Raw genomic sequence first — 13,018 nt, forward strand, 5'->3', positions numbered from 1 at the left:
CTTGGAGGGGGAGAACTTTTGCGAAAAGCCCGAGTCTATGTTTGCAAGTCCGGTCGTTTAGCCATGCAAGCTTCCTCCGAGTTTATCGAGGAGTGTTCATGCTAACCCAGGAAGAGGATCAGCAGCTGGTCGAGCGCGTTCAGCGCGGTGACAAGCGAGCTTTCGATCTGCTCGTGTTGAAGTATCAACACAAAATTCTCGGGTTGATCGTGCGTTTCGTGCACGACACCCATGAAGCCCAGGATGTTGCTCAAGAAGCCTTTATCAAGGCTTATCGGGCATTAGGAAATTTTCGCGGAGACAGTGCGTTTTATACGTGGCTTTACCGCATCGCCATCAACACGGCGAAAAACTATCTGGTTTCACGCGGCCGCCGGCCGCCGGATAGCGATGTCAGTTCCGAAGATGCAGAGTTCTATGACGGCGATCATGGCCTGAAGGATCTCGAATCTCCTGAACGCGCATTGCTGCGGGATGAGATCGAAGGCACTGTCCATCGAACCATTCAGCAACTGCCAGAAGATTTGCGCACGGCATTAACTTTGCGCGAATTCGACGGTCTGAGTTACGAGGACATCGCGAGCGTCATGCAATGTCCGGTTGGTACCGTGCGCTCCCGGATTTTCCGCGCCCGGGAGGCCATCGATAAAGCCCTGCAGCCGTTGTTGCAGGAAAACTAAAGACAGCGGCGACAGCCAAGAGAGGAACGCCATGAGTCGGGAAGCCCTGCAGGAATCGCTGTCCGCAGTGATGGATAACGAAGCGGACGAACTGGAATTGCGTCGAGTGCTCAACGCACTGGATGATGTTGAAACCCGCGAAACCTGGGCTCGTTACCAGATCGCCCGGGCAGCCATGCACAAGGATCTGCTGCTCCCACGCCTGGATCTCGCTGCGGCAGTATCTGCTGCGCTGGAAGATGAAGCCACTCCAGCCAAAGTGTCGCGCGGTCCATGGCGTAGTCTGGGTCGTCTGGCTGTTGCAGCCTCGGTGACCGTTGCCGTTCTGGCAGGCGTTCGTCTGTATAACCATGACGAAATCGCCGGTGTCGAACTGGCGCAGCAGTCCAATCAGCCAGCTCTGGCGACTCCTCAGGTCAAGGGGCCGGCGGTACTGGCAGGCTACAAAGAGAGTTCTGAAGCCACTGGTCCTATGGCCAATGGTGTGCTGCAAGGCCAGCCAGGCTGGCACGATCAGCGTTTGCCGGGTTACCTGCGTCAACATGCTCAGCAAGCTGCGCTGAAAGGTACTGAAAGCGCACTGCCTTATGCACGAGCAGCCAGTCTGGAAAACCGTTAAGGAGGATCATGCGCGCCATACCTCTACTTTCGCTTCTGCTCAGTGGCTGGTTCATTGTTCCAGCCCACGCCGATGAGGCCCAGGATTGGCTGACCCGTCTGGGCCAGGCCGAGCAGCAGCAAAGCTTCCACGGCACATTCGTATACGAGCGCAACGGTAGTTTTTCTACCCACAGCATCTGGCATCGCGTCCAGAACGGGCAGGTTCGCGAGCGCTTGCTCCAGCTCGACGGTTCGGCACAGGAAGTCGTACGCATTGATGGGCATACTCAATGCGTCAGCGGCACCCTGATTGCGGGGCTGGGAGATTCTCCAAATTCTGCCGCTCGTCCACTCGATCCACAGAAGCTGAAGAATTGGTATGAGCTTGCCGTGATCGGCAAGTCGCGTGTGGCCGGGCGTGATGCGGTAATCGTATCGCTGACGCCACGGGATCAGTATCGCTACGGATTCGAACTGCACCTGGACAAGGAAACGGGATTGCCACTCAAGTCGTTGCTGCTCAACGACAAGGGCCAGTTGCTCGAGCGGTTCCAGTTCACTCGACTGGATACTGCCGAGGTTCCATCCGACAAGGATCTTCAGGCAGCCTCCGACTGCAAGCCTGTCAACCTCGACAGTGACAAGGCTTCAGCCGTCAAGACCGCACAGGTCTGGCGATCCGACTGGTTACCGCCGGGTTTTGAACTCACCAGCAGTTCCTCGCACAAGGACCCTGACACCAAGACCCAGGTCAACAGTCTGCTGTATGACGATGGTCTGGCGCGATTCTCTGTATTCCTGGAGCCACTGAACGGTGCCGTCGTCACGGATACACGGACTCAGCTGGGCCCCACGGTTGCCGTATCCCGCCGTCTGACGACGCCGCAGGGCGAGATGATGGTGACGGTGGTCGGCGAAATTCCAATCGGTACTGCCGAGCGGATTGCCTTGTCGATACGCAACGATGGCGCTGCAACCAGCAAGCAGTGAGCTGATTTCAGCAGTTTCCACTTCGTGTTCGAGACATGAAATGTTTGCTGAGCATTTTCATTTGCAAATAATCCAAAAATTTTTTATAGGTCAGAGCCTCACGGCTCTGGCCTTGTTTTGTTGTTCCCGGAACAAAAATGCCGGCCTGTAGTTCCCGGTGTTCCTTGCTCCATATCGCTTAACCCTGCTCGTCGTAACGGGAGCTGTATGTCGATACCAAGCTTGAAGTCTTATCTCTCCATTGTCGCCACCGTGCTGGTGCTCGGTCAGGCTGTTCCTGCAGTCCAGGCGGCTGATGCGGCCAGTCCGGTCAACCTGCCGGATTTCACCCAGCTGGTCGAACAGGCCTCGCCTGCGGTGGTGAACATCAGTACCACGCAAAAGCTGCCGGATCGCAAAGTGAACCAGCAGATGCCTGATCTGGAAGGCTTGCCACCGATGCTGCGCGAGTTCTTCGAACGGGGCATGCCGCCGCAACAGCGTTCGCCGCGTGGTGATCGCCAGCGTGAAGCGCAGTCGCTGGGGTCGGGCTTCATTATCTCGCCCGATGGCTACATCCTGACCAACAACCACGTGATTGCCGATGCGGATGAAATTCTCGTTCGCCTGGCCGATCGCAGTGAAATGAAAGCCAAGCTGATCGGCACTGACCCGCGCTCCGACGTGGCCCTGCTGAAAATCGAAGGCAAGGATCTGCCGGTACTCAAACTCGGCAAATCCCAGGATCTGAAAGCCGGGCAGTGGGTGGTCGCGATCGGCTCGCCGTTCGGCTTCGATCACACGGTGACCCAGGGCATCGTCAGCGCCGTTGGCCGCAGCCTGCCAAACGAAAACTACGTGCCGTTCATTCAGACCGACGTGCCGATCAACCCGGGTAACTCCGGTGGGCCGCTGTTCAACCTGAACGGTGAAGTGGTGGGGATCAACTCGCAGATCTACACCCGCTCCGGTGGCTTCATGGGCGTCTCCTTCGCCATCCCGATCGACGTTGCCATGGACGTATCCAACCAGCTGAAAAGTGGCGGCAAGGTCAGCCGCGGCTGGCTGGGCGTGGTCATCCAGGAAGTGAACAAGGATCTCGCCGAGTCGTTCGGTCTGGAAAAACCGGCCGGTGCGCTGGTGGCGCAGATCCAGGATGACGGTCCGGCAGCCAAGGGTGGTCTGCAAGTGGGCGACGTGATCCTGAGCATGAATGGTCAACCGATCGTCATGTCTGCTGATCTTCCTCATCTGGTCGGTGCACTGAAGGCTGGCGCCAAGGCCAATCTGGAAGTGATTCGTGAAGGCAAGCGCAAGAATATCGAGCTGACCGTCGGCGCGATTCCTGACGAAGACAAAGAGCTGGATGCCTTGCCGAAATCCGGGGCCGAAAGCAGTAGCAATCGCCTGGGTGTTTCGGTGATCGAGCTGACCGCCGAACAGAAGAAAACCTACGACCTGAAAGGTGGTGTGGTCATCAAGGATGTGCAGGACGGCCCTGCCGCCCTGATCGGCCTGCAGCCAGGCGACATCATCACTCACTTGAACAACCAGGCCATCGGTTCGGCCAAGGAATTCGGGGAGATCGCCAAAGCGCTGCCGAAGAATCGCTCGGTATCGATGCGGGTTCTGCGTCAGGGTCGTGCCAGCTTCATTACGTTCAAGCTGGCTGAATGATCCAGTAGCGGTGGAGTAAAAAAAAACCGCCTCGAAAGAGGCGGTTTTTTTGTGTCCGGAGTTTTTCCTGGGTCGGGCTTATCCCATCATGTCCTTGATCATGCGCTCCTGCTCCATCAGTTCGCGCTGACGCGCATCGATCCGTGACGACAGCGGGAAGTTGCTGCCAGCCTTGCGTTTGGCGAAGTCCAGTTGCTGGATGGCCTGGCGGTAATCGCCGACCAGCGCGAAGTACTCGGCACGGGCCTGATGCAGGCCAATGATGTTGCCCGACAAGCCGCGCGTTTCCGCCACCTGATACCAGACGTCCGGATCGTTCGGGCGTGATTTCAACAAACCTTCCAAGGCTTTTTCCGCATCAGCGGTGCGATTCTGTTTCAGCAACAGATCGACGCGTACCTGATTCAGCGGATAGTTGCCGGGGTATTGAGTCAGCATGCGGTCGACGCGCGACTGCGCATCCGTCAGACGATTGTTGGTGATGTCCAGATCGACCTGGGCGAGGTTGTAGATGATCTCGTTCGGGGATTTCTCCAGCAGTTGCTTGAGATTCTCCCGCGCTTCATTCAACTGACCACCCTTGATCTGGGCAATCGCCAGGCCGTAACGGGCCACATCGTTTTTCGGGTTCTCATCCAGCTGTGCCCGGAAGCGCTTGGCACCCATTCCCGGGGTTTCTTCGTAGATCAACTGTACCCGTGCGCGGATCAGTTGATAGCGCGTGCTGTCTTCAATGCCGCCGGGCTTGGCCTGCTCGGCACGGTTGCGGGTGTCGGCGATCCGCGATTCGGTTACCGGGTGAGTCAGCAGGAATTCGGGAGGCTTGGCGTCGTAGCGATACTGGCGCATCAGGCGTTCGAACATGGTCGGCATCGAGCGCGGGTCGTAACCGGCTTTTTCGAGGTTGAGGATGCCGATGCGGTCGGCTTCCTGTTCGTTCTGGCGGGAGAAGGTCCGTTGCGACTGGATCGCCGCTGCCTGGGTGCCTGCAATGGTCGCGATCCCGGCCTCACCGCCACCGGCGGCCGCAATGACGATCCCGGCCAGCAGCGCGGCCATCATCGGCACTTGCATCCGCTGTGAGGCCTCGACGCCTCGGGCGAAGTGGCGCTGGGACAAGTGAGCCAGTTCGTGAGCCAGTACCGAGGCATATTCACCTTCGGTCTGGGCATTGAGGAACAGGCCGCCGTTGACCCCGACAATTCCGCCCGGTGCCGCGAAAGCGTTGAGCTGCGGGCTGTTGATCAGAATGAATTCCAGGCGTCGGTCGTTGACCTGACTGGTTTCCACCAGCTTGTAGACACTGGACTCGACGTAGTCCTTGAGTTGCGGATCGTTGAGCTGTGAAACCTGGCTGCGCAGCAGCGCCAGCCAGGCGCGGCCCAGTTGGTATTCCTGTTGTGGCGAGACGATGGCAGAGCTGGCGTCACCGAGTGACGGCAGGTCGTCGGCGAAGCCCGGTGAGGCGAGCAGGCAAGCGAGCGTCAGCAGGGTAGGGCGCAAAAATGTCATGCACAAAGCCTTAGTCGACAAAGACCTTACTGTAGCCGGACACCGGGCTTGCGACCAGATATTCTAGGCAGCCTGACCCTCTGAACCGGAGTAACGCATGACCGACGCTGTAGCCCATGACTGTGAACTGGACGCCAGTGGCCTGAATTGCCCGTTGCCGTTGCTCAAGGCCAAGATGGAACTGAACAAGCTGCCCAGTGGCGCGGTGCTCAAGGTAATCGCCACGGATGCCGGCTCGCAGCGCGACTTTCGCACCTTTGCCCGGTTGGCCGGTCATACGCTGCTGCGTGAAGAAGACGAGGCGGGCGTCTACCGGTACTGGTTGAAAAAAGCCTGAAATCGACAGCGTAAAAGACCTAAGGATTATTGATGTTCAAAGTGTTACGCGACTGGATTCAGCGCTACTTTTCCGATGAAGAGGCGGTGGTGCTGGCGGTGTTGTTGTTTCTCGCCTTCACCGCCGTGCTTACCCTTGGCGGAATGCTCGCGCCCGTGCTGGCCGGGATGGTGCTGGCGTATCTGATGCAGGGGCTGGTGGTCACGCTTGAGCGCCTGCGCATGCCCGGTGGTGCGGCGGTGGGACTGGTGTTTGCGCTGTTCATGGGCGTGCTGCTGTTGTTCATCGTCGTGGTGCTGCCGCTGCTCTGGCATCAATTGATCACGCTGTTCAACGAGTTACCGGGCATGCTCGCCAAGTGGCAATCGCTGCTGTTGCTGCTGCCGGAGCGTTATCCGCATCTGGTGTCCGACGAGCAAGTGCTGCAAGCCATCGAAGCGGCGCGCGGCGAGATCGGTAAATTCGGGCAGTGGGCGCTGACGTTCTCGTTGTCGAGTCTGCCACTGCTGGTGAACATCATGATCTACCTGGTCCTGGTGCCGATCCTGGTGTTCTTCTTCTTGAAAGACCGGGTGATGATCGGTGAATGGGTGCGCGGTTATCTGCCGCGTGAGCGAGCGCTTATCACCCGGGTTGCCGAGGAAATGAACCGGCAGATAGCCAACTACATTCGCGGCAAGGTCATCGAGATCGTGATCTGTGGCGGAGTAACCTACATCGCCTTCGTCGCCCTCGGGCTGAACTACGCGGCGCTGCTGGCGTTGCTGGTGGGCGTGTCGGTGGTGGTGCCGTATGTCGGGGCGGTGGTGGTGACGGTGCCGGTGATGCTGATTGCGCTGTTCCAGTGGGGCTGGAGCGATCAGTTCATCTATCTGATGGCGGTCTACGGGATCATCCAGACGCTGGATGGCAACGTGCTGGTGCCGTTGCTGTTCTCCGAAGCGGTCAACCTGCACCCGGTGGCGATCATCTGTGCGGTGCTGTTGTTCGGCGGATTGTGGGGCTTCTGGGGTGTGTTCTTTGCGATTCCGCTGGCGACGCTGTTCAAGGCTGTGCTTGATGCGTGGCCGCGCAAGGAGCCGGTGGTGGCGCCATTGCTTTGAAAGCAATTCGGCGCCCGCCAGGGCGCCGAAAGGATCAGGCCTTGTTCAGCGCCTGAGCAGCCGCCAGCACCGCATCCACATGACCCGGCACTTTCACGCCGCGCCATTCCTGACGCAGAACGCCATTCTTGTCGATCAGGAACGTGCTGCGATCCACGCCCAGGTATTCCTTGCCATAGAGCTTTTTCAGCTTGATCACGTCGAACAGCTGGCAGACGGCTTCGTCCTTGTCGCTGATCAGTTCGAACGGAAATTCCTGCTTGCACTTGAAGTTCTCGTGGGACTTCAGGCTGTCGCGGGAGATACCGAAGATTTCCGTGTTGGCAGCCTTGAACGCGGCGTACTGATCACGAAAACCCTGACCTTCAGTGGTGCAGCCCGGGGTGCTGTCCTTCGGGTAGAAGTAGATCACCACTTGCTTGCCCTTGAGGGTCGAGAGGCTGACGGTCTGCCCGCTGGTGGCGGGGGCTTCGAAGTCGGCAACCGGTTGATCGATAGCTACGGCCATGAAAGTTTCCTTACATTGGGTTCTGTGGGCGCCACGGTTCGATCAGTGCGTCGAGGTTCATGGCATCGGCGAAGTCCAGGAACTGATCGCGCAGCCAACTGATCTGGGTGCCGGCCGGCAGGGTCACGGTGAACGTGGCGTTGAGCATGGTGCCGCCGGTCTGTGGCGCCTGATAGGTGTCGCAGGTCAGGTTTTCCAGCTCGACGTTGTGATCCATGAAGAACTGGCACAGCTCGTTGATGATGTCCGGGCGGTAGGCCGACGACACGTAAGCCACATACGGCAGGGCTTGCGGACGGTTTTCCAGGGCGGCGCTGCGCACCACGTTGACCGTGAACGAGTGACGTTTGGCCAATGTTGGCAGGCTGCCTTCCAGGCGGGCCAGGGCGTCCCAGCTGCCGGAGACTTCGAGCACCAGTGCGCTGCACTCGCCGTGGCGGGTCAGGCGCGAGGTGACGACCGCGCAGCGGTTTTCATGGCTGGCGCGGCACAGGACGTTGGTCAGCTCCATGGGATTGGCGCCGAGGGCACTGATGACAAGGAATTGTTCGCGAACTGTGGGGGTGGACATGCAGCATTCCTAAAGCGATGAGCGGTCGGTAGGGTGAGGGCGTTGAGTGCCGGGACATACCTGTCCGCAAGACCCGATTCGCCTGTCGCCACGGTTCCAATAATAAGGAAGCGTAAGGCGGCGACGCTGGAACGGGGTCTGGAAGGCCGAAACGGGGGGCAGGAACCCGGCGCACTAGCTGATCAGTACCGATCAAAGTCTGAAGGGTAGCGAAAAGCGGCGCCAAGGGGAATGGCGGCGCAGTACTTCGCTTGTGCAAGCATCTTGGCGCCAGTACCATTACCGCTCTCTTTTTCCGGCAGGAGCGGTTTCATGATTGCGGGCAGTATGGTGGCACTGGTCACACCCATGGATGCACAAGGGCGTCTTGACTGGGACAGCCTCAGCAAACTCGTGGACTTCCATCTCAAGAACGGCACCCATGCCATTGTCGCGGTCGGTACAACCGGCGAGTCGGCAACCCTTGATGTAGAAGAACACATTGCCGTCATCAAAGCCGTGGTCAAACAGGTGGCAGGCCGCATTCCGGTGATCGCCGGTACCGGCGCCAACTCGACCCGCGAAGCCGTCGAGCTGACCCGCAACGCCAAGGAAGCCGGCGCCGATGCCTGCCTGCTGGTCGTCCCGTACTACAACAAGCCGACCCAGGAAGGCTTGTACCAGCACTTCAAGCACATCGCCGAAGCGGTCGACATCCCGCAGATCCTCTACAACGTTCCTGGCCGCACCTCCTGCGACATGCAGGCCGAGACCGTGATCCGCCTGTCCACCGTGCCGAACATCATCGGTATCAAGGAAGCCACTGGCGACCTGAAACGCGCCAAGGCAATCCTCGACGGCGTGAGCAAGGATTTCATCGTGCTGTCCGGCGATGATCCGACTGCCGTCGAACTGATCCTGCTGGGTGGCAAAGGCAACATCTCCGTCACCGCCAACGTCGCCCCGCGCGAAATGGCCGACCTGTGCGAGGCCGCGCTCAAGGGCGACGCCGAGACCGCACGGGCCATCAACGAAAAACTGATGCCGCTGCACAAGGACCTGTTCATCGAAGCCAACCCGATTCCGGTGAAGTGGGCTTTGGTCGAAATGGGCCTGATGCACGAAGGCATTCGCCTGCCGCTGACCTGGCTGAGCGCTCCTTGTCATGAAACGTTGCGCTCGGCCCTGCGCCAGTGCAGCGTCCTGGTTTAATTGAGGAAGTACAACGCATGAAGCGAATGGCCGGACTTTCCGCACTTGCCTTGATTATCTCCAGCACCAGTGGCTGCGGATGGATCTGGGGCCCGGAAGGTTATTTCCGTGACCGTGGTAGCGACTACCTGGAAGCGAAACAGACTGCACCGATGCAACTGCCAGAAGGTGTCAGCACCTCCAAGCGTCTGGATCCGCTGCTGCCGATCCCGCGCAACGTCGCCGACGATACCGCTACCGGCGAATACGTGGTTCCGCGTCCTCAGCCGCTGTCGGCGATTGCCGACGCCAGCGACTACTCGCTGCAGAAGAGCGGTGATTCGCGTTGGGTCATGGGTCAGCATCCACCGGCCGAAGTCTGGCCAGTGGCTGTGCAGTTCTTCCAGGACAACGGTTTCCGTCTGGATGAACAGCGTCCGCAAACCGGCGAATTCACCACCACCTGGCAGCATTCCGACGAACTGTCCGCCGCCATGGCCAAGCGCCTGAGCGCCGCCGGCGTCGGTGCCGACAGCGAAACCCGCGTGCGGGTGCGTATCGAGCCGGGCGTACAGCGCAATACCAGTGAAATCTACGTGGTCAGCGCCGAGCGTCCTGCCGGCAGCACCGCCAACGTCGATTTCACCAACCGTTCGGTCAACACCGGCCTGGACGCTGCCCTGGTCGACGACATGCTCGCGAGCATGAGCCGTACTTCCGAGAAGGGTGGTTCGGTGTCGATGCTGGCATCCCGTGATTTCGATACCCCGAGCCGTGTCGCCCTCAGCGAAGACGGCAGCGGCAACCCGGTATTGAACGTCGGTTCCGATCTGGATCGTGCCTGGTCGAGCGTCGGTCGTGCGCTGGAGCAAGGTCAGTGGCGCGTTGAAGACATCAACCGCAGCCTGGGCCTCTACTACATCAACCTGGCCGAAAAGGCCGAGAAGAAAGACGAGAAGCCTGGTTTCTTCAGCAGCCTGTTCGGCAGCGCGCCGACCAAGGAAGAAGTTGAAGCCCGTGCCGAGCGTTATCAGGTTCGCCTGAGCAAGGTTGGCGACAACGTTCAGGTCACCGTCGAGAAAAACATCAACACCGTCGCGCCGGCCGATGTGGCCCGCAAAGTGTTGAGCGTGATTCAGGACAATCTGGGCTGATCCAATGCGTTTTGCCGTTCTCGGCAGCGGTAGCCAAGGGAACGGCACGCTGATCGCCAGTGCTGATACGTATGTGCTGGTGGATTGTGGTTTTTCCCTGCGGGAAACCGAAAAACGCCTGTTGCGCCTGGGTGTGAACCCGGCGCAACTGAGCGCGATACTCGTGACCCACGAACATGCCGACCACGTGCATGGCGTGGGTTTGCTGTCTCGGCGCTACAATCTGCCGGTCTACCTCAGTCGCGGCACACTGCGCGGGATGCGCAAACCGATTGAACCCGCAGGCTTCGTGGCCGGCGGCGAGCAACTGCAGATCGGTGCTCTGGACATCCGGGTCATTGCCGTGGCCCACGATGCACAGGAACCGACCCAGTATGTCTTCAGTGATCAGGAACAGCGGCGCTTCGGCCTGCTGACCGATCTGGGTTCATACTGTGAGCAGGTGCTGGACGGTTATCGGGACCTCGATGCGTTGATGATCGAGTCCAATCATTGCCGAGACATGCTGGCCCGTGGTCATTACCCGTACTTTCTCAAGCAGCGGGTGGGCGGCGAGCTGGGACATTTGAACAACCATCAGGCGGCATTCCTGGTGGCCGAGTTGGGCTGGCAAGGCCTGCAACACCTGGTCCTGGCCCATCTGAGCAGCAAGAACAACCTGCCGCAGCTGGCCCGGCAATGTTTTGTCGACACCCTCGGGTGCGACCCGGACTGGCTGCAACTGGCCGATCAAGATTCAGGGCTCGACTGGCGCCACATCGCCTAGCCCATCTACTTAGCAAGCGGAGCCCATCATGGAAAAACGTGAAGAACTCTACCGCGGCAAAGCCAAATCGGTTTACAAGACCGACGACGCTGACCGCTTGATCCTGCTGTTTCGCAACGACACCTCGGCGTTCGACGGCAAGCGCATCGAGCAGCTCGACCGCAAAGGCATGGTGAACAACAAGTTCAACGCCTTCATCATGCAGAAACTCGAAGCGGCCGGCATTCCGACCCAGTTCGACAAGCTGCTGGCCGACAACGAAGTGCTGGTGAAAAAACTCGACATGATCCCGGTCGAGTGCGTCGTGCGTAACTACGCCGCCGGCAGCCTGGTCAAGCGTCTGGGCGTCGAGGAGGGCATGAAGCTCAACCCGTACACCTTCGAACTGTTCCTGAAGGACGACGCCAAGGGCGACCCGTTCATCAACGAATCCCACGTCGTGGCATTCGGCTGGGGCACCGCCGAACAACTGGTGCGCATGAAAGAACTGTCGCTCAAGGTCAACGAAGTCCTGAGCAAACTGTTCGACGACGCCGGCCTGCTGCTGGTGGACTTCAAGCTTGAATTCGGTGTGTTCAGCGACGGCTCCATCGTCCTGGGCGACGAGTTCAGCCCGGACGGCTGCCGTCTGTGGGACAAGGACACCAAGAAGAAGATGGACAAGGACCGCTTCCGTCAGGGCCTCGGTGACGTCATCGAAGCCTACGAAGAAGTCGCCAACCGTCTGGGCGTACCGCTTTAATCGACGCAAGCATCTGATAGCACGGAAAAAATTTCGTTTAGGGGTTTCCCATTCAGCGAAAGTGTTGTTATGATGCGCGCCGTTGGAGAGATGCCAGAGTGGCCGAATGGGACGGATTCGAAATCCGTTGTACCTTCACCGGTACCTAGGGTTCGAATCCCTATCTCTCCGCCATACACAGAAAAAGCCCCGTAGATGAAAATCTACGGGGCTTTTTCGTATGCGCTGAAAAAGGCGCCCTCAACGATCGACCTGTTTATTTTGCTTTGCTCATTTCCCTGTCAGGACCTGGTGAAACAGCCTTCATCACATCATCGATTACTGCCTTGCCCATCTCCGTCAGGAAATGCGCGGCTCAGGCGTAGCGGTCGGTTTCCCGGATAAACGCCGCATCTTCTGCAAGGGCTTTGGCGAGGGCCAGCAGATCCGATGCCTGCGCCAGTGCTTCGCGCACTGGAACGCCGGCGATTACGTGGAACAGTGGATTGTCCGAGCAGTAGATGAAGGGGGTGTGGCCGATGGTTTTTTCTTCTGATGCGCCGTGCATAAGTAACTCCTTGATTTGTAGAGCTGCCGCATCCGATACCAAGCGAATGGGTGGCAGCTATGCGCAGGTTGGTAAACCGGGGAATCAAGGAAACCGGCACGGCCGAAGCCGTCCCACGCACAGCCGCCATAAAACAGAACCACGGACGGATATCGACCGTAATTGCATGGAGATGCTGCTGCGCTTAATTCCGTCGGGTTACCAAGCCCGGCCGCTGATAAGCAGCGACGTCTTGAGAATATCCCGTCGGAGGAGGCCAATAAGGCAGTCGCCGGCTTATACCCCCAGCTACTGCCCATTCACACGCAACTTGCGGATTCTGCCTACAAGCCCGTTTTGAGTCACCTGATTATTCTTGTCGGCATGATGCTCAAACCTTCAAGCGAAAAGGTGCAACTCGATGAATGAGATGAACTACAACGGTTTCGTCGGCCATGGTGAGTACAGTGCCGAGGACGGTCTGTTTGTTGGCCGCATCGCGGGAATAAAGGATGTCGTGGGATTTCATGGCGAGTCGATCAACGATCTCCGAAAGGCATTTGAAGAGGCCGTCACCGATTATCTGGAAGCCTGTGCCAAGCGCGGAAGGACGTCGCAGTCAGACGATTTGAACCCGGGCTCACGCTTTGAAAATACTGACTAAACTCCTGCATTCCAGCTCATAGGCCGCCAGCCATCCGGC

At 58.8% G+C, this 13,018-nt stretch carries 13 protein-coding genes, 1 tRNA gene and 2 pseudogenes; 12 read left to right on the forward strand and 4 right to left on the reverse strand.

The genetic code is table 11. The features are described from left to right. The first annotated feature begins 98 nt into the window (after positions 1-98). The 4 genes from rpoE to CAG02_RS09930 all read left to right on the forward strand — a co-directional run bounded on the left by rpoE (position 99) and on the right by CAG02_RS09930 (position 3,926). Positions 99-680, forward strand: a complete 582-nt coding sequence (gene rpoE / locus CAG02_RS09915) for an RNA polymerase sigma factor RpoE (RefSeq protein ID WP_003172477.1) — start codon at positions 99-101, stop codon at positions 678-680. A gap of 31 nt (positions 681-711) precedes the next feature. Further along, positions 712-1,299, forward strand: coding sequence for a sigma-E factor negative regulatory protein (locus CAG02_RS09920; protein WP_085710236.1), 588 nt, complete (start codon positions 712-714; stop codon positions 1,297-1,299). 8 nt (positions 1,300-1,307) lie between these two features. Further along, the gene (locus tag CAG02_RS09925) at positions 1,308-2,270 is read left to right on the forward strand and encodes a MucB/RseB C-terminal domain-containing protein (RefSeq protein WP_085710237.1); all 963 of its coding nucleotides are present in this window, start codon (positions 1,308-1,310) and stop codon (positions 2,268-2,270) included. 207 nt (positions 2,271-2,477) lie between these two features. After that, the gene (locus tag CAG02_RS09930) at positions 2,478-3,926 is read left to right on the forward strand and encodes a DegQ family serine endoprotease (protein ID WP_085710238.1); all 1,449 of its coding nucleotides are present in this window, start codon (positions 2,478-2,480) and stop codon (positions 3,924-3,926) included. 78 nt (positions 3,927-4,004) lie between these two features. Here the strand turns inward: CAG02_RS09930 and CAG02_RS09935 are convergent, their stop codons facing one another. Further along, the gene (locus CAG02_RS09935) at positions 4,005-5,438 is read right to left on the reverse strand and encodes a M48 family metalloprotease (RefSeq protein WP_085710239.1); all 1,434 of its coding nucleotides are present in this window, start codon (positions 5,436-5,438) and stop codon (positions 4,005-4,007) included. A gap of 97 nt (positions 5,439-5,535) precedes the next feature. On the opposite strand from CAG02_RS09935, the gene CAG02_RS09940 reads away from it, so the two are divergent. Next, positions 5,536-5,775: a sulfurtransferase TusA family protein gene (locus CAG02_RS09940; RefSeq protein ID WP_007963279.1), complete on the forward strand. Its 240-nt coding sequence runs from the start codon at positions 5,536-5,538 to the stop codon at positions 5,773-5,775. 32 nt (positions 5,776-5,807) lie between these two features. Further along, entirely contained in the window at positions 5,808-6,878 is a 1,071-nt protein-coding gene (locus CAG02_RS09945; RefSeq protein WP_085710240.1) for an AI-2E family transporter, read from the forward strand. Between the two features lie 34 nt (positions 6,879-6,912). Here CAG02_RS09945 and CAG02_RS09950 read toward each other — a convergent pair whose 3' ends face one another. Together CAG02_RS09950 and CAG02_RS09955 are read right to left on the reverse strand one after the other, a co-directional pair. Continuing rightward, positions 6,913-7,386 carry a peroxiredoxin gene (locus CAG02_RS09950; protein WP_085710241.1) on the reverse strand — a complete coding sequence of 158 codons (474 nt, stop codon included), beginning with the start codon at positions 7,384-7,386 and terminating at the stop codon, positions 6,913-6,915. Between the two features lie 10 nt (positions 7,387-7,396). After that, positions 7,397-7,957 carry a glycine cleavage system protein R gene (locus CAG02_RS09955; RefSeq protein WP_085710242.1) on the reverse strand — a complete coding sequence of 187 codons (561 nt, stop codon included), beginning with the start codon at positions 7,955-7,957 and terminating at the stop codon, positions 7,397-7,399. A gap of 312 nt (positions 7,958-8,269) precedes the next feature. Between CAG02_RS09955 and dapA the strand changes: the two genes are divergently transcribed. From dapA to CAG02_RS09985, 5 genes are all read left to right on the forward strand, one after another. After that, positions 8,270-9,148 (forward strand): 4-hydroxy-tetrahydrodipicolinate synthase, encoded by an 879-nt coding sequence (gene dapA, locus CAG02_RS09965; protein ID WP_085710243.1) that lies wholly within the window; start codon positions 8,270-8,272, stop codon positions 9,146-9,148. 17 nt (positions 9,149-9,165) lie between these two features. Then, positions 9,166-10,281, forward strand: coding sequence for an outer membrane protein assembly factor BamC (bamC, locus tag CAG02_RS09970; RefSeq protein WP_085710245.1), 1,116 nt, complete (start codon positions 9,166-9,168; stop codon positions 10,279-10,281). 4 nt (positions 10,282-10,285) lie between these two features. After that, the gene (locus CAG02_RS09975; RefSeq protein WP_085710246.1) at positions 10,286-11,047 is read left to right on the forward strand and encodes an MBL fold metallo-hydrolase; all 762 of its coding nucleotides are present in this window, start codon (positions 10,286-10,288) and stop codon (positions 11,045-11,047) included. A gap of 28 nt (positions 11,048-11,075) precedes the next feature. Continuing rightward, the gene (gene purC, locus CAG02_RS09980) at positions 11,076-11,789 is read left to right on the forward strand and encodes a phosphoribosylaminoimidazolesuccinocarboxamide synthase (protein WP_085710248.1); all 714 of its coding nucleotides are present in this window, start codon (positions 11,076-11,078) and stop codon (positions 11,787-11,789) included. 84 nt (positions 11,790-11,873) lie between these two features. After that, positions 11,874-11,963, forward strand: a tRNA-Ser gene (locus CAG02_RS09985). Between the two features lie 82 nt (positions 11,964-12,045). Here CAG02_RS09985 and CAG02_RS09990 read toward each other — a convergent pair. Next, positions 12,046-12,336, reverse strand: a pseudogene (locus tag CAG02_RS09990) (DUF3077 domain-containing protein). 400 nt (positions 12,337-12,736) lie between these two features. Here CAG02_RS09990 and CAG02_RS10000 point away from each other — a divergent pair. Next, positions 12,737-12,934: pseudogene (locus tag CAG02_RS10000) on the forward strand (type II toxin-antitoxin system HicB family antitoxin); the annotation flags it as partial. Between the last annotated feature and the right edge of the window lie 84 nt (positions 12,935-13,018).

The organism is Pseudomonas sp. R43(2017) (genome assembly GCF_002112345.1).
In the GTDB taxonomy this organism is placed as follows: Bacteria; Pseudomonadota; Gammaproteobacteria; order Pseudomonadales; family Pseudomonadaceae; genus Aquipseudomonas; species Aquipseudomonas kribbensis.